This is a genomic window from Thermus amyloliquefaciens, from assembly GCF_000744885.1.
GTDB lineage: Bacteria > Deinococcota > Deinococci > Deinococcales > Thermaceae > Thermus > Thermus amyloliquefaciens.
Genome location: NZ_JQMV01000003.1, coordinates 1,005,870 through 1,027,970, shown reverse-complemented (window position 1 = coordinate 1,027,970; position 22,101 = coordinate 1,005,870). Strand labels below are relative to the sequence as shown.

The window sequence follows — 22,101 nt, the reverse complement described above, 5'->3', positions numbered from 1 at the left end:
GCTACACCTCCATGCTCAGGGGCCTGAGGGCCCCCGTGGGGCATACCTGGATGCAGTTGCCGCAGAAGACGCAGGGGGTTTCGGGAAGGGGCCGGTCCAGGGGGGTGGTGGGGTGGGCCAGCAGGCCCCGGTCCTCGAGGGTCAAGGCGTAGACCCCCATGATCCCATCCCCACAGGCGTCCACGCAACGGCGGCAGTTCACGCATTTGGCGTAGTCCCGGAGGAAGAAGGGGTTGTCCCGGATGGGCTCCCGTTCCTTTCGGGTCAGGCCGAGGCCTCCCCAGCGCTGGGGTTGGCCCTGGTGGGCCTCTAGGAGCTCTAGGAGGGAGGGGGCCTGGCTCAGGTCTGTGGCCAGGGCCAGCCACTCCAGGAGGGTCCGGCGGAGGGCTCGGAGGCCCTCCGTGTCCGTCCTCACCTCCATGCCCTCCTGGGCCTCGGTGGCGCAGGCGGGCACGAGGCGCCCCCCCACCTCCACCAGGCAGAGCCGGCAGAGGCCCTTGGTCTCGGTGTGGGGATGGTGGCAGAGGGTGGGAACCTCCACCAGATCCAGCAGCAGGGTGCCCTCCTGGGCCTCCCGTTCCTGTCCGTTCACCTTAAGCCGCACCCTCCACCTCCAGTAGGCTTTGGTAGGCCCAATAGGCGGACTGCCCCAGCCCGCAAAGGCTTCCCCTTAGGGTTTGGCCCAGGTGCTGGACCAGGCTCCTGTCCCGCTCCCGCCTCCTCACCATTTCCACCTGCACCGCCGTGCCCAGGGGGCAGGGGAAGCACTTGCCGCAGGACTCCTCCCGGAAAAACTCGGTGAGGCCCAGGAGGACTTCCCATAGGTCCACCCCCTTGCCGAAGGCCACGATGGCGCCAGCCCCCAGGGGGAGTCTATCCCTATAGCGCAAGGGGAAGGAGAGGTCGCGGGTGAACACCCCCGCGGCCCCGCCCAGGAGCACGGCCCTGAGTTCCCCTGGCTCGCCTCCCGCCTTGCGCAGGGCGTCCTCCAGGGGCGTGCCCAGGGGGAGCTCATAGAGGCCAGGCCTTTCCACGTCCCCGCTTATGGAGAAAAGCTTGGGCTCCCGGGCCCGCCAGGCCCCGGGGCCTTCCCGCAGGAGGAGGGGGAGGCTCGCCAGGGTCTCCACGTTCTGCACCAGGGTTGGCCTTCCCCAAAGGCCCTTCTCCACGGGGAAAGGGGGCTTGAGGCGGGGTTCGGCCCTTTTCCCCTCCATGGATTCCAAAAGGGCGGTTTCCTCGCCGCAGATGTAAAGGCCCCCGCTGCGGAAGACCTCGGTGGGGACGGGAAGGCGACCGGCTTCCTCCAGCTCGGCGATGGCCTTTTCCAGGCCCCGCATGGCGGCCTCAAACTCGTCCCGCACGTACAGGAAGATCCGGCTGGCCCCTATGGCCAAGGCGGCCAGAAGGGCCCCCTCCAGGACCAGGAAGGGATGGTGCTCCAGGAGGAAGCGGTCCTTGAAGTTGCCGGGTTCCGACTCGTCGGCGTTCACCACCAGGTACCTGGGGGGTTCTCCCTGGGCCACGGCCCGCATCTTGATGTGGGTGGGGAAGGCGGCCCCGCCCCGGCCCAATAGCCCTGCCTCCTCCACCGCCTGGATCAGCCCATCCGGGGACAGCCTGCCCTTTAGGAGGCCTTCCAGCCCCGCAAGCCCCCCCATCCTTTGGTATGCCTCCAGGTCCAGGATGGGTTCGGGGGGAAGAAGCCTTTCCCCGTGGCCCAGGGAAAAGGGGAGGCGGAAGCGGTGGAAGGGCACCAGGCTCCCCCCGTGTTCCACGTGGCGCTCCCCTCCCTCCAGGCGCACGTACACGGGGGAGAGGGCCTCGAGGCCCAAGGGGGGATGGGTCCCGTCGGCCTCCTCCAGGAGGCGGGCGAATCCCCGGGCCCGGGCCACGGGATCGTCCACCAGAAGCCTCCCCTGGGGCAGGCCCCGGTACCGGGGGTAGTAGCGCACCACCCCCCAGGCCTGGGCCAGGGGCACCCCGGCAAGCCGGGCGGCCTCCGCCACCTTTTCCTCGTTTAGGGGAAGGCGGGCGTCCAGGAGGGGGAGGAGGCTTGGCTTTTCCATACCCCTAGCTTACCCCGAGGCGGGAGGGCTACCCCCTTCAGAGGAGGCGGAGCTGGGGGAAGCGGGCAAGGAGGGCCTTTTGGAACTCCTCCCTAAGGCCTTCGGGCACCAGGGCCACCACCGCCCCGCCGAACCCCGCCCCCGTGAGCTTGGCCCCGTAGGCCCCGGCCCTAAGGGCTTCCTCCACCAGGGCATCCAGCTCCGGCAGGCTCACCTCGTAGTCTTGGGAAAGGGAGCGGTGGCTTTGCACCATGAGCTCGCCGAAGGCCTTGGCGTCCCCTCTTCGGAGCGCCTCTACCCCCCTTAGCACCCGGAGGTTTTCCCCCACGATGTGCCGGGCCCTTTTGTCCAAGGGGGAGGGCAGGCTCTCCACCAGGCAAAGGTCCCCGAGGTCGCGAAGGCTTCGTACCCCAAGCCGCCTGGCCGCCTCCTCCGCCTCCCCCCGCCTTTGGTTGTACCCGGCCTCGGCCAGGCGCCGGCCTAGCCCCAAATCCAGCACCACCACCCTCGCCCCTGGGGGCAGGGGCAGGCTCTCGTGCTCCAGGGTGCGGGTGTCCAGGAAGAGGGCCTTGCCCACCTCGCCCAGGCTGGCGGCCATCTGGTCCATGATGCCGCAGCGCACCCCCACGTACCCCACCTCAGCCCGCTGGCCCAAAACCGCGATCTCCTTGTCGGAAAGGGGCAGCCGGTAAAGGGTGCGCAGGGCCTTGAGCGCCGCCACCTCGAGGGCCGCCGAGCTGGAAAGCCCGGCCCCCATGGGTATCCTGCTCCGCACGTAAAACCGGGCCCCATGGACCCTATACCCCACCTCCCGCAAGGCCCAGACCACCCCGAGGAGGTAGTCCAGGAAATCCCCCTGGGGGGGGCTTTCCAGGGGGCGGGCCCTAAGCTCCTTGAGCTCCTCGCTGTAGGCCTCCACCCGCCCCTCGGCCTTGGCCGCCTCCACCTGGGTGAAGTAGGGGAGAGGGGTGGGGAGGACGTAGCCCTCCTGGTAATCCGTGTGTTCCCCAAGCAGGTTCACCCGGCCCGGGGCCTGGGCGCTGGCCTCGGGGAGGGTGCCGAAGACTTCCCTGAATCCCATGCCCCCATTATGGGCATAAGGCCTTGCGGTTGTGGTCCAAAAGGGCCAGGTAATGCGGCACCTTGCGGTCCAGGGTGTCCGTGTAGAGCACGGCGATGCGGGCGCCCAAGGCTTCGGCCAGGGCTCGGAGGGCCGTGCCCTGGAACTGGGGCTCGGCCAGGACCAGCTTCACCCCTTCCCGGCGTGCCCGCTCCAGGAGCGAGAGGAAGGCCCGGCTCCCCGCCTCCTGCACCCCGGAGGCGGTGAGGCTTCCCACCACCTGGAGGCCATAGCGGCGGGCAAAGTAGGCGAAGGCATCGTGCTGGGTCACCACCTTGAGGCCCTTCAGGTTGCAAGCCTGGAAGGCTTTGTCCCGCTTTTCCACCTCCGCTTTAAAGCGCTGGAGGTTGGCCTGGTAAAGGGCCTGCCCTTTGGGGTCCAGCCGGGAGAGTTCCTGAGCGATCCTTTCGGCATAGCGCACGGCGTAGGTGGGGTCCAGCCACAGGTGGGGGTTGCAAGGGCCATGGGCGTGGGCTTCCTCCTGCTCCCCAGGGTGCTTTTCCTCGCAGAGGAGCCCGGGCTGGCCTTCCCCTAGCTTCACCACCCGGGCCCCCGGGGGGAGGAGGTTTTGCAACCTGGGCAAAAAGGGCTCGAGGCCAAGCCCATTGGCGAAGAGAAGCCGGCTTTTGGCCAGGGCCTTGGCGGTGCTGGGGGTGGGTTCAAAGGTGTGGGGGTCTGCCCCCGGGGGGACCACGCTTTCCACGCTGACCCGGTTGCCTCCCACTTCCCGCACCAGGTCGGCCAGGATGGGGGTGGTGGCCGCCACGGGGACTTGCGCCAAGGCGGGGCTAAAGACCAGGAGCCAAAGGGATAGCCGCAGCATATGGGTAATGATAGTCCATTATCACTATGCGCGCAAGCCCCCTTAAACCGCGCCCCGGCTTATGGCGGCCGGGGTATACTCGGGGCACCATGGACCTTAGAAGCCTCCACAAAAAGCACGTCCTCACGCCTTGGGTAGCCCAGGCTTCCCTGAACCCGCCCCTGGTGGTGCGGGGGGAAGGGGTTTGGCTTTACGACCAGGAGGGGCGGCGCTACCTGGACCTGTCCAGCGGCCTCGTGGCCCTGAACCTGGGCCATGGCCACCCCAGGTTGGTGCGGGCCATCGCCGAGCAGGCGGCCACCTTGGCCTATGCGGCCCCAAGCCTCTTCCACGATAAAAGGGCCCTTCTCGCCAAGGCGCTTTCCGACTTGGCTCCTTGGCCGGAAGGCGCCCGGGTGTTCTTTACCCCCTCCGGCACCGAGGCCAACGAGGATGCCCTAAAGTTCGTGCGCCACCTTACGGGCCGCTTCAAGGTCCTGGCCGCTTACCGCTCCTTCCACGGGGCCACCCATGCCTCCGCCAGCCTCACCGGGGAAAACCGCCGCTGGCCTGCGGAGCCGGGGACCGCACCGGGGGTGGTTCACTTCTTCGCCCCGTATCCCTACCGGAGCCCCTTTTTTACGGACGATCCCCAGGAGGAGGCCGCCCGGGCCCTGGAGCACCTGGAAAGGGTCCTCCTCCACGAGGACCCCAAGCGGGTGGCGGCCATCTTCCTGGAGCCGGTGGTGGGCTCCAACGGGGTGATCGTGTACCCGGAGGGGTACCTGGAGGGGGTGCGGGCCCTTTGCGACCGGCACGGGATCCTCCTGGTCTTTGACGAGGTGATGACCGGGTTTGGCCGCGTGGGGGCTGCCTTCGCCGCGGAGCGCTTCGGGGTGGTTCCCGACCTCATCACCTTCGCCAAGGGGGTGACCTCGGCCTACGTGCCCTTGGGAGGGGTGCTTTTGCGGGAGAGCCTGGCCCGCTACTTTGACGAACACCCCTTGCCCACCGGCCACACGTATTCGGGCCACCCCCTGGCGGTGGCGGCGGGGCTGGCCGCCCTTCAGGCCTACCAAGAGGAGGGGGTCTTTGCCCGCGTCCGCGCCTTGGAGGGGTTTTTCCGGGAGGCCCTTCAGTCCTTGGCGGCCCAGCATCCCCTGGTGGGGGAGGTGCGGGGGCTTGGGGCCTTCTACGCCTTGGAGCTGGTGCGGGACCGAGAGAGCAAGGAGCCCCTTTCCCCCTGGCATGCGCCCTTCAGCCCTCCCATGCAGGCCCTCCTCCAGGGGCTTTGGCAAGAGGGGGTCTACCTCCTGGCCAAGCACAATGTCCTCCTGGTGGCCCCACCTCTCACCATCAAGGAGGAGGAGTTCCTGGAGGGTCTGGACCGGCTTTCCCGGGCGCTTAGACGGGTGGAGGTGGAGGTCTTGTAGCCTAGAGGGGTGCGGCGCCTAGAGGAGCTTTTCCCCTTTCTGGCCTCTTTGGAGGGGAAGCCATACCCTTTTTACAAGGATCTAAAGGGCACCTGGCGAGGGGATGGCTTTGACCTCCGCTTCGTCCACGTCCAGGGCGACCCCTTCGCCTCCCCCAGCGTGGTGGAGGTGCGCTATCCGGCCGCGGCCGCGGCGCGGCTTCGGGTCTTCTCCCACCCCCTGGGAAAGGCGGCGGTGGAGGACTTTTTGCTGCGGGCCCTCAAGGCCCGTTTCCGCCATCTGCCCCAGGTGGGGGGTAGCGGCCACTCGGGTAGGGTCTTGGTGGAGGTGGAAAGCCCCAAGGTCTTGCGGCGGGCCGGGGCCCACCTCTCGCCCCAGGGCCTTTACCTCCGTTTCCGGGTGGGTCTGCCGGCCTCGGGCCGGAGGATCCTGGGCAAGGAGGCGGCGAGGCTTTTCCGGGCCATGGCGGAAGCGCTGAGGGGCTTCCTGGGGGAGCTGGAGGAGAGGGCGCTCCTCGCCCACGTCCACCAGGCGGAGGATTTCGCCCACATCCAGGAAGGCCTTTCCCAAAGGGGTTTGGTGGCCTTCGTGGGGGATGGGGCCATCCTTCCCCGGGAGAGCGGGGTGAGCCAAAGGCCCCTGAAGGGGGCGGTGCCCTTCCAGAGCCCCCCTTCCTTGCGGGTAGCCTTCCGGGTGCCCCATGCGGGCGAGGTCTTGGGCATGGGCATCCCCCAGGGGCTCACCCTCATCACCGGGGGAGGGTTCCATGGGAAGACCACCCTCCTCGAGGCCCTGGTGCACGGGGTCTACCCCCACATCCCGGGGGATGGGCGGGAGTGGGTGGTGACCCATGCCCTGGCCCAGAGGGTCCAGTCCGAGGATGGCCGAAGCGTGAAGGGGGTGGACCTCAGGCCCTTCGTGCACGACCTTCCCCTGGGCCAGGACACCTCCTTCTTCTCCACGGAGGACGCCTCGGGCTCCACCAGCCTGGCCGCCGCCATCCTGGAGGCCCTGGAGCTGGGCGCCCGGGTGCTTCTCCTGGACGAGGACACCTCCGCCACCAACCTCCTGGTGCGGGACGCCCGCATGCAGGCCCTGGTGCGGCGGGAAACCCTTACCCCTCTTTTGGACCGGGTGGGGGATTTCCGGGCCAAGGGGGTGAGCCTCCTTCTGGTGGTGGGCGGGGTGGGGGATTACCTGGACCTGGCGGACACCGTCTTGCTCCTGGAGGAGTACCGGCCAAGGGAGGTGACCCTGGAGGCCAAAACCATCGCCCAAGCCCACCCTACAGGCCGCCTCTTCGGCGAACCCCGGTATCCCCTTGCCGTGGCTTCCCGGGCCCCCCTGCCCGAAAGCTTTGATCCCCGGCGGGGCCGGAAGGCCCGGGTGAAGGGCCGGGGGCTCAGAGAGCTGGTTTACGGGGAGGAGGTGGTGGACCTTTCCGCCTTGGACCTGTTTGAAAACGCTCAGGTGCGGGCCCTGGGGGCCTGGTTCCAGAGGCTTTGGCGGCTGGCGGATGGCCGGCTTTCTCTAAGGGCCCTGGTGGAAACCGCCTTGGAGGGGGTGGAGGACCTCTTCGCCCTCGAGGAGGCCCCCGAGGTGGCGGAGGTGCGCTCCTTGGAACTGGGGGCGGCGGTGAACCGGCTCCGGGGCCTGGAGGTGAGGCGGGTGGGGGACTGAACCTTTTCTCCTGGGCCTCGGGATTATCCTGGGGGTCAAGGGGTGGTGGACGGTGTGGCGGTCTTTGAGGCTTGACCTGGCGGCGCAAGAGGCCTATTGGCAAGCGGTGCCCCCGGAGGAGGTGGTGCGGGGCGGGCGTTACCGCACCGCAAGCCTCCTTTTGGAGCGGGAGGCTTGGCGCTTTGACCCGCTTTCCCCGGAAAACCCCCTGGTCTTCGCCATCGGCCCCTTGGCGGGTACCGGGTTTTCCAACGCCAACCGCACCAGCGTGGGCACGCGAAGCCCCTTGACCTTGGGCATCAAGGAGGCCAATGGGGGCGGCACCTTCGGCTACGCCTTGGGGCAGATGAGGCTGGCCTACCTGGTCCTCGAGGGGGCAAGCCCGGACTGGGTGGTCTTGCGCATCACCCGGGAGGGCCAGGTCTTCTTTGACCCGGCAAGGGACCTCTTGGGCCTGGGGAACTTTGAGGCCGCCCGGAGGCTTTTCGCCGCTTACGGCCGGAAGATCGCCTTCGCCCTCCTGGGCCCCGTGGGGGAGTACTTGGGCCTCCTTTCCGGCATCGCCTTTTCCGACATTGACGGCCGTCCCTCCCGCTTGGCCGCCCGTGGGGGCGTGGGGGCGGTGATGGGGAGCAAGCGGGTGAAGGCCATCGTGGTGGAGGTGCCGGGGAAGGCGGAGGTCTGGGACAAGCCCAAGGTGGTGGAGAGCATCCGCCGCTATGCGGGGCTTCTTCGGCAAGACCCCCTGGTCATGCAGTTTTACAACGCCATCGGGACCATGGGCATGGCCGATTTCCAAAACGCCTTCGGCGGGCTTCCCGTGCGGAACTTCCGCGAAGGGAGGCTTGCCCCTCCGGAGGCCTTCCGCATGGGGGGGCAGTACATCGCCCCCCTCAACAAGGCCCGGGGTGGGAAGCACACCCACGCCTGCATGCCGGGGTGCGTGATCCAGTGCTCCAACGTCATCGTGGACGAAAGGGGAGAGGAGGTGGTTTCCCCCCTGGAGTACGAGACCATCGGCCTTTTGGGCACCAACTGCGGCCTCAGCGATCCCGATGAACTTGCCCGCTTGAACCGGTTGGCCAACGACCTGGGGGTGGACACCATAGAGACCGGGGCCACCTTGGCCCTCCTGATGGAGAAGGGGGAGGCCCCTTGGGGGGATTACGCCTTCATGGAGGCCAAGCTCAAGGCCCTCTACGCCCCGGGCGAGGAGGCCCGCTTCCTGGCCCAGGGTACGGCCCGGGTGGGGGAGGCCTTGGGCCTACGGCGGGTGCCCGTGATCAAGCGCCAGGCCATCAGCGCCTACGACCCACGGGTGGTGGAGGCCACGGGCATCACCATGATGGTCACCGCCCAAGGGGCAGACCACACCGCGGGGAACGCCCCAAGGCTGGAAACCCGGGCCATGCCCGTGGCGGAGATCCTCGAGGCCAGCTACCAGGCCCAGGTGAACGCCGCCGCCAACGACAGCCTGGGCCTTTGCGTCTTCGGGGGGAGCGTCACCAACAAGCAGGCGGCCTTCGTGGCCGAGAGCGTGAACGCCGCCTTGGGCACCCGCCTCACCCCCGCCTTCTGGCAGGAGCTGGGGGAGGGCGTCCTTCGCCTGGAGCACCGGTTCAACCACCTGGCGGGCTTCACCCACGAGGAGGACCGCCTGCCCAGCTTTTTCTACGAGGAGCCCCTGCCCCCCAAGGGCTACACCGCCCGCTTCCGTCCCGAGGACCTCCTTCCCCTTTACGAGAGGCTCCACCAGGGATCGTAAAGCTCCGGACGCCGGGCGGAAGGGGGCAGGGCCTCCCCCTCCAAGAAGGCCCGGGCGTAGAGGCGGGATAGCTCAGGGAAGGGCTCCGCCTCCACCCGCTCCAGGGCGTAAAGGGCGGCGGCGTCCGCCAGGCGCCTCAGGGCCTCCTTGGCGTACCAGGGGCCTTCCTCCGCCAGGCGCTTCAGGGCCCTTTCCGCGTGGGCCAGGGCCTCGGGGCTTTCCTTGAGGAGCTCCAGGAAGGGCAGGTGGGCCTGCTTCTTGGCGATGGCCTCGGCCATGTCCAGGGCCTGGATGTTGGCGGGGCCCTCCCAGATGGGGGTGATGAGGGCCTCCCGGTGCCAGCGGGCCACCCCGTACTCCTCCAGGAACCCCAGGCCCCCGAAGAGCTCCATGGCCAGCTGGGTGGCGGCGCTGGCGTGTTCCGCGGTGCGCCCCTTGGCCAGGTGGGAAAGGAGGCGGGCCAGGTGGTAGGCGGGGGAGTAAGGGGGGCGCTCCTCCCAGACCCGGTCGAAGGCGGCCACCGCCAAAAAGGCCAGGGCCGTGCCCCCCACCTGCCGCAGGCGCAGGGTCAGGAGGTCGTGCTGGACCAGGTCGTGGTCCAGGAGGCGCTTGCCAAAGGCGGTGCGGCGACGGACGCGGAAGAGGGCCTCGAGGTGGGCCTTCTTGGCGATGCCCATGGCGGCCGCCGCGTTGGCCAGCCGGCTCACCGTGAGGTTCTCCAGGGTGTAGTAGATGCCTTCCTCCAGCCGGCCGATGGGGTAGGCCAGGCTTCCTTCCAGCTCCACCTCCCCCGAGGGCACGGCCCGGGTGGCCAGCTTCTCCTTGAAGCGGCGCACGGTGAAGTTGAGCCGCCCCTCCACCTCCCGGGGCAGGAGGAAGAGGCCGAGCCCCTTGGGGCCAGGGGGAGCCCCTTCCGGCCTTGCGGTGACCAGGGCATAGTCCGCCAGGCCCGCCCCGGAGGCGAAGTACTTGTCCCCCTGGTACAGGCGGTAGGCGGCTCCTTCCCGCCGGGCCAGGGTGCGGTTGGCCCCTAGGTCGCTTCCCCCCTGGATCTCCGTCATCCAGGTGGCGCCGAAGGCCTGCCCGTAAAGGAGCTCCCGCTTCACCCCCTCGTGTTCCGGGGCGTATTTGTGAAGGGCGTAGGCCACCTGGTGGGTGATGGTGAGGATGCAGTAAAGCCCGCCGTCCGCCAGCAGGTAGCCGAAGGCGTAGTGGAGGGGCCAGCCCCGGCCCTCGTAGGCGGGGCGGATCATGGGGCGGAGGCTCTCCAAAAGCCTCTTCTGCGCTGGGGAGAGGAGGGCCCGGTCGATGCGGTTGCCGTCCAGGTCGTGCATCTGCAGGCGGGGGTGGGCGTCTTGGTCCACGTGGTGGGCCACCTCCAAGACCTCCTCCCCCACCAGCTTGCCGAAGGCGGAAAGCTCCTCCTGGGGGAGGCCGGGGGCAAAGGTGTCCAGGATCGCTTTCAGATCGGGGTCTAGGACGTAGTGATCCTCGCCCTGGCTATAAAAGCGGCTTCTCATCTGGACCTCCACCACGAGGCTACCCCCGGAGGCGCTTGGGGGTCAAGGTGGCATGGTTGGCCATCCCATGGCGTGGTGATCCCCCGGGGTCCTGATGGTCCATACCTTCCTGCCTAAGGCCCTGGGGGCCAACCCCGGGGGTTTCCCCCGGATATTGGGTTCAGGCCCTATGGGGCCAGGAAGTGGCTCAGTTGGAGGCCCTGAAGGCCGAGCCGGTGGTCCGGGCCGGAGCCTCCCCGGGGGCATCTTGCGGGCTTTGGAGCGCATCTTCTCTTCCGCTAGAGTGAGGGGGTGGAGGGGTTTTACCTGGTCTTCGGGGAGGGGCTTTCCGAGGAGGCCAACCGGCGGGCCCAGGCCCTGGCCCGGGCCCTTCTGAAGGCCCCTCCCAAGGGGCTCTTGGAGGCGGTGCCCGCCTACGGCACCCTCTACCTGGAGTACGATCCCCGCCACCTTTCCCGGGGGCATCTATTCCGCCTTTTGCGCCTGCCCGAGGAGGGTGGGGAAGGGGAACGGGTGGTGGAGGTGCCCCTTCGCTACGACGGGGAGGACCTGCCCGTGGTGGCGGCCCGCACCGGCCTTCCCCTCGAGGCGGTGAAGCGCCGCCACCAGGCCCCCCTCTATCGGGTCTACGCCCTGGGCTTCACCCCTGGCTTCCCCTTCATGGCCCCAGTGGACGAGGCCCTGCGCCTCCCCCGAAGGCCCCACCCCAGGCCCCGGGTGCCGGCCCATGCGGTGGCCATGGCGGGGCCCCAGACGGGCATCTACCCCCTACCCTCCCCCGGGGGCTGGCACCTTTTGGGCACCGCCCTGGTGGCGGTCTACGACCCCCACCGGGAGGAGCCCTTTTTCCTGAGGCCGGGGGACCGGGTGCGTTTCCGGGAGGCGGAGGGGCCCACGCCGCCCGAGCCCCCTCCCCTGGACCTTTTTCCCCTGGAGCCCAGGCACCCGGCCTTCCGCGTGGAGGCCCCGGGCCTCTTGGACCTGGTGGTGGACGGGGGGAGGTTCTTGGCGGGGCATCTGGGGATGGCCCGCTCCGGCCCCTTAGACCCCTATTCCGCCGCCCTGGCCAACCGGCTCGTGGGCAACCCTCCGGGGGCGGCCCTTTTGGAGATCGCCTACCGGGGGCCGGTCCTCACCGCCCTTAGGGATCTGGTGGTGGGCTTGGCGGGGTACGGCCTTGTGGCCCTTCTGGATGGGGAGGAGATCGCCCCAGGCCAGAGCTTTCTGTGGCCCAGGGGCAAGACCCTTTCCTTCCGGCCTCGAGGCCGGGGGGTGAGGGTTTACCTGGCGGTGGCGGGGGGCCTCGAGGTGCGGCGCTTTTTGGGCTCCGCCTCCCCGGACCTAAGGGGAAGGATCGGCCGCCCCTTGGCGGCGGGGGACGTGCTGGGGCTAAAGGAAGAGAAGGCGGTGCGGCCGGGAAGGGCCTTCCCCCAGAGGCCCCTGCCAGAGACCTTTCGCCTGCGCCTGCGGGCTGGGCCCGAGTTCACCGAGGAGGCCTGGGCCGCCTTCCTGTCCGGGTCTTTCCGCGTGGTGCGGGCCGACCGGATGGGGCTTGAGCTTTCGGGGCCGGAGGTTCCCGGCGGGGAGGGGCTTTCCGAGGCCACGCCCTTAGGGGGCATCCAGGTGCCTCCCTCGGGCCGCCCCTTGGTTCTCCTGGCGGACAAGGGAAGCCTTGGGGGTTACGCCAAGCCCGTGCGGGTGGAGCCCCGGGATCTGTGGTGCCTGGGGCAGGTGGCACCTGGGGCAGAGCTGAGATTCACAAGCAGCTATAATCGTGAAAGTCCTCACTTACGTGCAAACCTGCTCCCCTGGGACGCCATAGGGGAGAGCCCCTAGCCCCCCATCCCCAACTAAAGCCTCTCCACCACCGCGGCGATGCCCTGCCCCACGCCGATGCACATGGTGGCCAGGCCAAACTGCACGTTCCGCCGCCTCATCTCGTGGACCAGGGTGGTGAGGATCCGGGCGCCGGAGGCCCCCAGGGGGTGGCCCAGGGCGATGGCCCCGCCGTTGGGGTTCAGGCGGGGGTCCTCCATGTCCAAGCCCCACTCCCGGAGGACCGCCAGGCTTTGGGCGGCAAAGGCCTCGTTGAGCTCAATGAGGCCGATCTCCCCCAAGGTGAGCCCCGCCCGCGCCAAGGCCTTCTTGGTGGCGGGAACCGGCCCGATGCCCATGATCCTGGGGGGCACCCCGGCCACGGCCAGGGCCCGGATGCGGGCCAGGGGCCTTAGGCCGTGGGCCTTGGCGTAGCTGTCGGAAACCAGAAGCACCGCCGCCGCCCCGTCGTTTAGGGGGCTGGAGTTCCCCGCGGTCACCGTCCCCCCTTCCCGGAAGACGGGCCTGAGCTGGGCCAGCCTTTCCAGGGAGGTGTCCCTCCTCGGCCCCTCGTCCACCTCCACCAGGGCTTCCTCCTTGCCCCGCCTCACGGGCACGGGGACCACCTCCTCCTGGAAGCGGCCCTCGTCCCAGGCCCGGATGGCCTTCTGGTGGGAGAGGAGGGCGAAGCGGTCCTGCTCCTCCCTGGGGATCCGGTACATCTCCGCCAGGTTCTCCGCGGTTTCCCCCATGCTCTCCGTGCCGTAGAGGGCCTGCATCCTGGGGTTGACCAGGCGCCAGCCCAGGGTGGTGTCGTACATGACCTGGTTGCCGGTGGGGAAGGGCCTCTCCGCCTTGGGCACCACGAAGGGGGCCCGGGACATGGACTCCACCCCGGCGCCGATGTAGACCTGGCCTTCCCCCGCCCAAATGGCGCGGGCCGCCTGGGCCACGGCCTCCAGGCCGGAGCCGCAGAGGCGGTTCACCGTACAGCCCGCCACCTCCACGGGAAAGCCCGCCAGGAGGAGGGCCATGCGGGCCACGTTGCGGTTGTCCTCCCCCGCTTGGTTGGCGCAACCCGCGTAGACATCCTCCACCTCCTCCTTGGGGACCCCAGTGCGCTCCATGAGGGCGGCGAGGGTATGGGCCAGGAGGTCGTCGGGGCGCACGGAGGCCAGGGCTCCCCCGTGCTTGCCGATGGGGGTTCTTAGGGCTTGGACGATCCAGGCTTCGGGCATGGGGCCTCCTTACCGAATGGTCGGTAACAGCTTAAGGGGGTCGGGGGTGGATGTCAACGCCGAGTGGGTGAGAGGTAGCGCACGAGCCTATGGCATCGTGAAAGATTACACAAGATTTGCTCCCCGGTAAACCTCCCGGATCTCCCCCCGCAAGGCCTCCACATCCCCCACGGGCATGCGGCAACTCCCCTCCCGGCAGAGGTAGGCCCTTCCGGGCTCCCGTCCCGCAAGCCCCGGAAGGGCATCGGCAGGGCCCGCGACCAGTTGGGTAAGGGGAAGGTAGAGCCCCTTCGCCTCCTCCCAAAGGGAAGAGGGCAGGGGAAGGGCGAGGGCGGTGCCCTCCTCCAGCAGGCGGTGGACCAGGAGGAAGCCGGGCAGGGCCTGGGGGTGGCGCCCAAGCCACAGGGCCATGCCCTCCATAAGCGCCTGGGCCCGTTTCCGGTAGTCCCCTCCAAAGGCGGCGTCAAGGCGCCAAAAAGCTTCCGCCAGGGCGCTTGCGCCGGAGGGAACGGTGGTCTCCTCCACCTCCTTGGCAGGTAGAGGTAGGGGCTTTGCGCCAGTTGGGCTACCCTCGAGGCCCCCTCCCCGGAAAACCTCCCAAGCCGCCTCCGCCAAGGACCTTGCCCGCTCCAGATAGGGCCACTCCCCCGTGGCGGCGTAAAGCTCCAGCAGGGCCAAGGCGGTGAAGCTCTGGTCCTGGAGAAAGGCTTCCTCCCCCAAGGCCCCCGCGCGCCAGGTGTGGCGGACCAGGCCGTCCCTGCCCATGGTTCTGAGGAGGAAGCGGACCCCCTTGTGGGCGGCCGCCAGGTAGCCCTGGTGCCCAAGGAGCCTCCCCGCCTCCGCCAGGGCCCGCACCGCCAAGGCGGACCCATCCGCCAACACCTTGTCGTCCAGGTCGGGGGGAGTCCGGCGGCGCCGCCGGGCCAGGAGGCGGGAGCGCACCCCCGCCCGCCATGGGGCAAAGGCCTCCCCCAGCTCCTTCCGGAGCTCCTCCTCGCCCCAGGCGGTGAGCACCCTCCTCCCCCCTTCCCCCACCAGGGGGGCGGTCTCCAGGCGGAAGTACCGGCGGGCCAAGGGGAAGTCCTCACCCAGGGCCTCCTCCAACTCCTCCGCGCCCCAGGTGTAGTAGCGCCCTTCCTCCCCCTCGCTTTCGGCGCTTAAGGCGGTGTAAAAACCCCCCTCGCGCCCCTGCATGCCACGAAGCCAGTCCAGGGTCTCTTGGGCCACCCGCAGGAAGAGCTCCTCCCCGAAGACCCGGTAGGCCCCCAGGTACACCCGGGCGAGAAGGGCGTTGTCGTAGAGCATCTTCTCAAAATGGGGAAGGTACCAAAACCGGTCCACGGCGTAACGGTGAAACCCCCCGCCCACCTGGTCGTAGATCCCGCCTAGGGCCATGGCCCTTAGGGTTTTCTTGAGGATCCTCCCTGCCTCCCCTTCCCCCCGCCAGGCCAGGGCCAGGAGGTAAAGGAGCAGGTTGCCTTGGGGAAACTTGGGCGCGGGGAGAAACCCGCCCCACTCCGGGTCAAAGGAGCGGGCCAGATGCCGCAAGGCCTTTTCCTCCGCGTCCTGGGGCACGGGTCCAGGAGGGGGGGTTAGGCTCCGCCAAAGGGCCTCGGAGAGCCCTTCCGCCTCCTTAAGGAGGGCCTCCCGCTCCTCCCGCCAGGCCTGGGCCACCGCCAGGAGGACCCGTTTAAAGGAGGGGAGGTGGGCGCGGTCCTCCTTGGGGAAGTACGTGCCCCCAAAGAAGGGTTTGCCCTCCGGGGTGAGAAATAGGCTCATGGGCCAGCCCCCCTGTCCGGTGAGGCTCACCAGGGCCCGCATGTAGGCGGTGTCCACATCGGGCCTTTCCTCCCGGTCCACCTTCACCGGGACGAAGTGGGCGTTGAGCAGGGATGCGGTCTCGGGGTCCTGGAAGGACTCCCGGTGCATCACGTGGCACCAGTGGCAGGCGCTGTAGCCCACGGAGAGGAAGATGGGCTTATCCTCCCGCCTCGCCACCGCAAAGGCTTCCTCCCCAAAGGGGTACCAGTCCACGGGATCCTCCGCATGCTGGAGGAGGTACGGGCTTCGGGAACCCGAGAGGCGGTTGGCCATGGCCTTAGCCTAGACCTGGAGGCGGTTCGGTGGGTACCCGAACCCCACAAAGTCTTTTTTACAATGGGGGCCATGGTGCCCTTGGACACCCTAAAGGCCTGGCTCCTCGAGGACCTGGGCCACGGGGACCTCACCACGCGCCTCACGGTTCCTGAGGATCTGGTGGGCCAGGCGGTTATCCTGGCCAAGGAGAGGGGGGTCATGGCCGGGCTTCCCGTGGCCCGGGAGGTGTTCGCCCTGGCGGACGCCCGCATCACCTTCACCCCCTTGGTGGAGGAGGGGATGAGGGTGGAGCCCGGGCAAGAGGTGGCCCGCCTCGAGGGGCCCCTAAGGGGCATCCTGGCGGGGGAGAGGCTTGCCCTCAACCTCCTCCAGCGCCTATCCGGCATCGCCACCCTCACCCGGGCCTACGTGGAGGCCCTAAAGGGGACCAAGACCCAGGTGCTGGACACCCGCAAGACCACCCCGGGCCTTAGGGCCTTGGAGAAGTACGCGGTGCGGGTGGGCGGCGGCAGGAACCACCGCTTTGGCCTCTTTGACGGGATCCTCCTCAAGGAGAACCACATCCGGGCGGCGGGGGGCGTGGCCGAGGCGGTGCGCCGGGCCAAGGCCGGGGCGCCCCACCACCTGAAGGTGGAGGTGGAGGTGACGAACCTGGCGGAGCTGGCGGAGGCTTTGGAGGCGGGGGCGGACCTGATCCTCCTGGACAACTTCCCCCTCGAGGACCTCCGCGAGGCGGTGCGCCGCGTGGGGGGACGGGTGCCCCTGGAGGCGAGCGGCAACATGACCCTTGAGCGCGCCCGAAAGGCGGCGGAGGCCGGGGTGGACTACGTGAGCGTGGGGGCCCTCACCCACTCCGCCAAGGCCCTGGACCTCTCCCTCCTGGTGGTGAAGCCATGAGGGCATGCTGCGCTACCATGAAGGCATGGTGCGGACCCAGGTGCAGCTTCCCGAGGAGCAGGCCCAGCGCCTAAGGGCCCTGGCCCAGGAGGAAGGGGTATCCCTGGCGGAGCTGGTGCGCCGGGCGGCTGGTGACCCAGGGCTATGGGGTGGTGGAGAGCGTGGCCTTGGTCCAGACTCGAGGCGGTGCGCGCCTGCGGTCCTGACCGCCCTTTCGGCCTCCGGGCGGAGGGAGATTAGCCTGGTGGACTGGACCAGCTTTTTCTTCATGCAACGAAGGGGCTTGCGGAAGGCTTTGGCCTTTGACGAAGGCTTTTGGGAACAGGGCTTCAGCCCGGTGGACGTTTAGACCATGGAAAAGGAACGCCTTACCCAAGAGGTGCTCCGCCTGAAGGCGGAGCGGCAGGCGGTGATCCTGGCCCATTCCTACCAGCTTCCCGAGGTGCAGGAGGTGGCGGATTTCGTGGGGGACTCCCTGGGCCTCGCCCGGGAGGCCCAGAGAACCCGGGCGAAGGTGATCGTCTTCGCTGGGGTGCACTTCATGGCGGAGACCGCCGCCATCCTCAACCCCGACAAGACCGTGCTCCTGCCAGACCTGGAGGCGGGCTGCTCCCTGGCGGACAGCATCCGCCCCGAGGACGTGCGGGCCTGGAAGGAGGCCCACCCCGAGGGGATCGTGGTGGCCTACGTGAACACCAAGGCGGAGGTGAAGGCCCTGGCGGACGTGTGCGTCACCAGCGCCAACGCGGTGGAGGTGGTCTCCCGCCTCCCCCAGGACCGGCCCATCTTCTTCGTTCCGGACATGTTCCTGGGGGCCCACGTGGCCCGGGTCACGGGCAGGCGGATGGACCTCTTCCCGGGGGAGTGCCACGTGCACGCGGGCATCCGGGAGGAGCACCTAAAGGCCCTCCTGGAGGCGCACCCGGGGGCGGAGTTCCTGATCCACCCCGAGTGCGGCTGCGGCTCAAGCTGCCTCTACCTGAAGCCCGACGCCAAGATGCTCTCCACGGAGGGCATGGTGCGCCACGCCAAACGCTCGGAGGCCCAGGAGTTCGTGGTGGCCACGGAGGTGGGGATCCTCCACCGCCTCAAGAAGGAGGCCCCGGGGAAGACCTTCATCCCGGTGAAGCCCGAGGCGGTGTGCGAGTACATGAAAAGGATCACCCTGGAAAAGGTCTACCTCTCCCTGAAGGAGATGCGCCACGAGGTGCGCGTGCCCGAGGAGGTGGCCCAGCGAGCCCGGCGGGCCCTCGAGGCCATGGTGGCCGTGGGCTAAGGCCTAGGCTTTGGCCATGCGCACCCAGACCGTGGACCTCCTGATCCTGGGGGCGGGGGTGGCGGGGGTGTACGCCGCCCTAGCCGCGGAGGCCGAGGGGGCCAGGGTGCTCCTCCTCAGCAAGGACCCCCTGCCCTCCGGCGCCACCTCCTGGGCCCAGGGCGGGGTGGCCTTCCCCTTGGGCGAGGAGGACCTGGAGGCCCACCTCCAGGACACCCTGAGGGCCGGGCGGGGCCTGGTGGAGGAAGGGGTGGCCCGCTCCCTCCTGGAGGAGGCGCCCAAGCACCTAAAGCGCCTCCTCGCCTGGGGGCTTCCCTTCCACCCCGAGCCCACCCGGGAGGGCGGGCACTCCCGGGCCCGGGTGCGCCACCTGGGCGGGGACAGGAGCGGCCTCTTCCTCCTCCAGGGGCTCCTTGCCCGCCTTAGGAGCCCGGTGCTGGAGAGGCACCTGGCGGCAAGCCTCCTGGTGGCGGGAAACCGGGTGGCCGGGGCCTGGGTCCTGGGCCCCGAGGGCCCCCTGGAGGTGCGGGCGGGGGCGGTGCTCCTGGCCACCGGGGGGCTTGGGCAGCTTTTCCCCGTGACCACCAACCCCCCTGGGGCCACGGGGGACGGCATGGCCCTGGCCCACCGGGCGGGGGCGGTCCTCCGGGACCTGGAGTTCGTCCAGTTCCACCCCACGGCCCTTCCGGACGGTTCCCTGGTGAGCGAGGCCTGCCGGGGCGAGGGGGCCCTTTTGCTGAATGCCCTGGGGGAGCGCTTCATGCCCCGCTACGACCCCCTAGGGGAGCTGGCCCCCCGGGACGTGGTGGCCCGGGCGGTCTTCCGGGAGAGGGAGCGCACGGGCGGGGTCTTCCTGGACCTAAGGCCCATCCCCCAGCTGGAGGAGCGCTTTCCCACGGTGGTGGCCTCGGCCCGGGCCTTGGGCTTGGAACCCCTTAGGGAACCCATCCCCGTGGCCCCCGCCGCCCACTACGCCATGGGCGGGGTGAAGACGGACCCCTGGGGCTTCACCGGGGTTCCGGGGCTCTACGCGGCGGGGGAGGTGGCCTCCACCGGCTTCCACGGGGCGAACCGCCTGGCCTCCAACAGCCTCCTGGAGGGCCTGGTCATGGGGGAGCGGGCCGCCCGGGCGGCGCTGGCTGACCTGGCCTTCCCCAAGGCCCTCGAGGCCCTTCCGGCCCTCACCCTGGACCCCCGCCACCTCCCTGAGCTCCGGAGGCGGATGGGCGCCGGGGCTGGAGTGGTTCGCCGGAGGGAGGGCCTGGAGGAGGCCCTGGCCTTCGCCGAGGGGCTTCCCCTGGAGGAAGGCCCCCCGGACCTGGCCGCAAGGCCCCACCTGGAGGCGGGGAACCTGGCCCTTTTGGCCCGCCTTCTCCTCCGCATGGCCCTCCTCAGGGAGGAAAGCCGCGGGGCCCACTTCCGGGAGGACTTCCCCCAGGAGGCCCAGGAGGCCTACCACCTGGAGGCCCAGGGCCTCACCCTGCGCCGGGTGCCCCTGGGGGTATAATGGCCCTGGAGGTTCCCTATGAAAGGGCATCCGGACGTGATCCAAAGCCTTCAGGAAAGGCTTTCCGAGGAGCTCGCCGCCATCTTGCAGTACATGGTGCACGCGGAGATGGCGGAGAACTGGGGCTTTAGGGCCCTGGCCCGCCACCTCAAGGCCCACGCCATCACCGAGATGCGCCATGCGGAGCGGCACATTGAGCGCATCCTCTTCCTGGAGGGCTTCCCCGAGGTGAGCCGCATCGGGGAGATCAGGATCGGCAAGAACGTGGAGGAGATCCTCTTCAAGGACTATGAGGGGGAACTCCAAGCGGTGCGGGGCTACAACGAGACCATGAACCTGGCCCAGTCCTTGGGGGATAACGGCACCCGGGACCTGGTGGCAGAGATCCTCAAGGACGAGGAGGCCCACGTGGACTGGCTGGAAACCCAGCGGGAACTCCTCCACCAGATGGGCCTACAGAACTACCTGCAGTACCTGGCGGGGGAGGCCGGGTAGGGCCCTAGCCCACGGGGGCCTTGAGGTGCTTGCGCGCCCAGCGGTCGACGGCGGCGATCACCGCCTCCAGCTCCCGGCCGGCCTCGGTGAGGCTGTACCGGGTGCGGGGGGGCATGAAGGACTCCACCCTCTTCTCCACCACCCCCAGGTTCACCAGGTGTTCCAGGCGCTGGGATAGGGTGGCGGGGTTCACCCCCCCGATGGCCCGGGAGAGCTCGTTGAACCCCTTGGGGCCTTCCAGGAGGGCCCTGATGATGTGCAGGGTCCACTTTTCCTGGAGGAGGTTGAGGGCCTCGTAGACCGGGCAGAAGGCCTCCGGCTCGGCCATACCCCCATGGTAGCACAGGGGAAGCCGGCTTCGGCTTCCCCTTAGGCTTGGCCTTCCTGGGGCCTCCGCGCCACCAGGGTGAGGACGGTATAGCTGGCCACGGTCTTGCCCTCCTGGTTCACCACCTCCACCGCCCACTCCACCACCCCGGTCCTCTCGTCCCGGGGCCGCTTGGCCTTCACGGTGAGCCGGGCCTGCAGGGTGTCGCCGATGCCCACGGGCTCGGTGAAGCGAAGGCCCTCGAGGCCGTAGTTGGCCAGGACCGGGCCTGGGGCCGGGTCCACGAAGAGGCCCGCGGCGGCGGCGAGGACGAAGTAGCCGTGGGCCACCCGCTTTCCGAAAAGGCTCTCCCTGGCGGCCAACTCGTCGGTGTGGGCGTAGAAGTGGTCCCAGGAGAGGTGGGCGAAGAGGGCGATGTCCGCCTCGGTGACGGTGCGGCGGTGGGTGAGGAGGGTTTCCCCGATCTCCAGCGCCTCGTAGGGCTTGCGGAAGGGGTGCACCTGGGCGGGGCGCTCCGCCCCCTTGGCGTACTCCCCGGTGAGGGCCTGGAGGGTCTCGGGGTCGGCCTGGAGGGCCAGGCGGGCCAGGTGGCGCCGCACGGAGAAAAGCCCCCCCAGCTCCTCCCCGCCCCCCGCCCGCCCCGGCCCCCGTGGAGGAGGCGGGGCAAGGGGGAGCCGTGGCCCGTGGAGCTATGGGCGTCCCTGCGGTTCAGGATGTGGAGCCGGCCCACCTCCCCGGAAAGCCCCAGGAGGTAGAAGCGGGCCTCCTCGGGGTCGGGGGTGGCCAGGGTGGCCGCCAGCATCCCCCCGGCCCGCCGCACCAGATCCAGGGCCTCCTCCCGGCTTCCGTAGGGGAAGAAGGTGGCCACGGGGCCAAAGGGCTCCACCCGGTGGAGGGCCTCCCCCAAGGGGTCCTCCGCCAGGAGCAGGGTGGGGGGAAAGAAGGCCCCGTCCCGCCTTCCCGGGTGCTGCCAGTAGACCCGGGCCCCTCCCGCCAGGAGGGTTTCCACGGCCCTTTCCACTTCCTCCCTCTGCTCCAGGGAGGCCAGGGGGCCTAGGCTTACCCCCTCCTCCCTGGGGTCCCCCAGCCGGAGGTCCTCCAGGTGCTTGCGGGTGGCCGCCAGGAGGGCCTCGAGGCGGTCCCTGGGGGCGAAGACCCGGCGGATGGCGGTGCAGCGCTGCCCCGTTTTGATGGTAAGCTCCTGGGCGATCTCCTGGGCAAGCCGCAAAAGCTCCTCCTCCCCCGCCGCCTCCCCCAGGAGGGCGGCATTCAGGGAGTCGGTTTCGGCGTTGAAGAGGGCCCCCCGTTCCAGGAAGGCCGGGTGGCGGCGGAGGCGGTCGGCGGTGGCCTTGGAGCCCGTGAAGTAGACGCTGTCCCTATGGTCCAGGGCCTCCAGGGCCTCCCCCAGGCCCCCCGCCACGAACTGGAGGCTTCCCTCGGGCAAAAGCCCGGACTCCAGCATGAGCCGCACCAACCCCTCGGCCACGTGGGCGGTGGGGGTGGCGGCCTTGGCCAGGGTGGGCACCCCCGCCAAGAAGGCGGGGGCGAACTTCTCCAGCAGGCCCCAGACGGGGAAGTTGAAGGCGTTGATCTGCACCGTGATCCCCCCCTTGGGGCCCAGAAGATGCCTTCCCTGGAAGGAGTAGTCCTTGCTCAGGGGGAGGTTTTCCTCCTCGGGGAGGAGGTTGCCCTCGGGAAGCTGCCGGGCCAGGGAGCTGTAGGCGAAGAGGACCCCGATCCCCCCGTCCACGTCGTACCAGGCGTCTTGCCGGGTCCCGCCGGTGGTGGCGTAGAGGCAGTAAAGCTCCTCCTTGCGCTCAGATAGGTACTGCGCCAGGCCCCTAAGCCGCCTTCCCCGCTCCCTGAAGTCCAGGGCCAAAAGGGCCTTCCCCCCCACCTCCCGGCCCCAGGCCACGGCCTCCCGCAGGGGCAAGCCCTCGGAGGTGACGAAACCCAGCACCTCCCCCGTGGCGGCATCCCGCACCGCCACGCCCTCGCCCATGCCCTCGCGCCACTCTCCCAATAGGTAGCTCTTGATCTTCATCAGCCTTCCCTCCCGTAG

General features: G+C 69.3%; 17 protein-coding genes and 1 pseudogene. 9 read left to right on the top strand and 9 right to left on the bottom strand.

Annotated elements, in window-relative coordinates; genetic code table 11:
* Position 1 precedes the first annotated feature (1 nt).
* From BS74_RS05655 to BS74_RS05640, 4 genes are read right to left on the bottom strand one after another with little or no spacing between them, the layout of a single operon-like run.
* Positions 2-604, bottom strand: a complete 603-nt coding sequence (locus BS74_RS05655) for a 2Fe-2S iron-sulfur cluster-binding protein (protein ID WP_038056823.1) — start codon at positions 602-604, stop codon at positions 2-4.
* A complete protein-coding gene (locus BS74_RS05650; RefSeq protein ID WP_038056821.1) occupies positions 594-2,066 on the bottom strand; it encodes an NADH-ubiquinone oxidoreductase-F iron-sulfur binding region domain-containing protein in 1,473 nt (490 codons plus the stop codon). Before BS74_RS05650 ends, BS74_RS05655 begins: the two co-directional genes overlap by 11 nt.
* A 37-nt stretch (positions 2,067-2,103) precedes the next feature.
* Positions 2,104-3,147 carry a galactokinase gene (gene galK / locus BS74_RS05645; RefSeq protein ID WP_038056819.1) on the bottom strand — a complete coding sequence of 348 codons (1,044 nt, stop codon included), beginning with the start codon at positions 3,145-3,147 and terminating at the stop codon, positions 2,104-2,106.
* A 7-nt stretch (positions 3,148-3,154) separates the two neighbouring features.
* The gene (locus BS74_RS05640; RefSeq protein ID WP_038056817.1) at positions 3,155-4,009 is read right to left on the bottom strand and encodes a metal ABC transporter substrate-binding protein; all 855 of its coding nucleotides are present in this window, start codon (positions 4,007-4,009) and stop codon (positions 3,155-3,157) included.
* 89 nt (positions 4,010-4,098) lie between these two features.
* Here BS74_RS05640 and BS74_RS05635 point away from each other — a divergent pair, with 89 nt between their 5' ends.
* Genes BS74_RS05635 through BS74_RS05625 form a run of 3 tightly spaced genes read left to right on the top strand, consistent with a single transcriptional unit; the run spans position 4,099 to position 8,866 of the window.
* The gene (locus BS74_RS05635) at positions 4,099-5,421 is read left to right on the top strand and encodes an aminotransferase class III-fold pyridoxal phosphate-dependent enzyme (RefSeq protein WP_038056815.1); all 1,323 of its coding nucleotides are present in this window, start codon (positions 4,099-4,101) and stop codon (positions 5,419-5,421) included.
* Positions 5,422-5,430: 9 nt separating this feature from the next.
* The gene (locus BS74_RS05630; RefSeq protein ID WP_038056813.1) at positions 5,431-7,101 is read left to right on the top strand and encodes an ABC-ATPase domain-containing protein; all 1,671 of its coding nucleotides are present in this window, start codon (positions 5,431-5,433) and stop codon (positions 7,099-7,101) included.
* A 52-nt stretch (positions 7,102-7,153) separates the two neighbouring features.
* Positions 7,154-8,866, top strand: coding sequence for an aldehyde ferredoxin oxidoreductase C-terminal domain-containing protein (locus BS74_RS05625; RefSeq protein WP_038056808.1), 1,713 nt, complete (start codon positions 7,154-7,156; stop codon positions 8,864-8,866).
* On the opposite strand, the gene BS74_RS05620 is transcribed toward BS74_RS05625, so the two are convergent.
* Positions 8,839-10,386: an acyl-CoA dehydrogenase family protein gene (locus BS74_RS05620; protein WP_038056806.1), complete on the bottom strand. Its 1,548-nt coding sequence runs from the start codon at positions 10,384-10,386 to the stop codon at positions 8,839-8,841. The genes BS74_RS05625 and BS74_RS05620 overlap by 28 nt on opposite strands.
* Before the next feature lie 291 nt (positions 10,387-10,677).
* On the opposite strand from BS74_RS05620, the gene BS74_RS05615 reads away from it, so the two are divergent.
* On the top strand, positions 10,678-12,222 hold the full coding sequence (locus tag BS74_RS05615) for a 5-oxoprolinase subunit B/C family protein (RefSeq protein WP_038056804.1): 1,545 nt from the start codon (positions 10,678-10,680) through the stop codon (positions 12,220-12,222).
* 14 nt (positions 12,223-12,236) lie between these two features.
* On the opposite strand, the gene BS74_RS05610 is transcribed toward BS74_RS05615, so the two are convergent.
* Positions 12,237-13,439, bottom strand: coding sequence for a thiolase family protein (locus tag BS74_RS05610; protein WP_038056802.1), 1,203 nt, complete (start codon positions 13,437-13,439; stop codon positions 12,237-12,239).
* 105 nt (positions 13,440-13,544) lie between these two features.
* Complete coding sequence (locus tag BS74_RS05605; protein WP_038056800.1) at positions 13,545-15,533, bottom strand: thioredoxin domain-containing protein; 1,989 nt, start codon at positions 15,531-15,533, stop codon at positions 13,545-13,547.
* Between the two features lie 72 nt (positions 15,534-15,605).
* Between BS74_RS05605 and nadC the strand changes: the two genes are divergently transcribed.
* Genes nadC through bfr form a run of 5 tightly spaced genes read left to right on the top strand, consistent with a single transcriptional unit; the run spans position 15,606 to position 19,711 of the window.
* Positions 15,606-16,433: a carboxylating nicotinate-nucleotide diphosphorylase gene (gene nadC / locus BS74_RS05600; RefSeq protein ID WP_185747703.1), complete on the top strand. Its 828-nt coding sequence runs from the start codon at positions 15,606-15,608 to the stop codon at positions 16,431-16,433.
* A gap of 4 nt (positions 16,434-16,437) precedes the next feature.
* Entirely contained in the window at positions 16,438-16,782 is a 345-nt protein-coding gene (locus BS74_RS12410) for a ribbon-helix-helix protein, CopG family (RefSeq protein ID WP_245606083.1), read from the top strand.
* A 3-nt stretch (positions 16,783-16,785) separates the two neighbouring features.
* Positions 16,786-17,709, top strand: a complete 924-nt coding sequence (gene nadA, locus BS74_RS05585) for a quinolinate synthase NadA (protein WP_038056798.1) — start codon at positions 16,786-16,788, stop codon at positions 17,707-17,709.
* Between the two features lie 16 nt (positions 17,710-17,725).
* The gene (nadB, locus tag BS74_RS05580) at positions 17,726-19,216 is read left to right on the top strand and encodes an L-aspartate oxidase (protein WP_038056796.1); all 1,491 of its coding nucleotides are present in this window, start codon (positions 17,726-17,728) and stop codon (positions 19,214-19,216) included.
* Positions 19,217-19,234: 18 nt separating this feature from the next.
* Entirely contained in the window at positions 19,235-19,711 is a 477-nt protein-coding gene (gene bfr / locus BS74_RS05575) for a bacterioferritin (protein ID WP_038056794.1), read from the top strand.
* 4 nt (positions 19,712-19,715) lie between these two features.
* On the opposite strand, the gene BS74_RS05570 is transcribed toward bfr, so the two are convergent.
* Positions 19,716-20,039, bottom strand: a complete 324-nt coding sequence (locus BS74_RS05570; RefSeq protein WP_038056792.1) for a winged helix-turn-helix transcriptional regulator — start codon at positions 20,037-20,039, stop codon at positions 19,716-19,718.
* Positions 20,040-20,080: 41 nt separating this feature from the next.
* Positions 20,081-22,083 (bottom strand): annotated as a pseudogene (gene paaZ / locus BS74_RS05565) (phenylacetic acid degradation bifunctional protein PaaZ).
* Between the last annotated feature and the right edge of the window lie 18 nt (positions 22,084-22,101).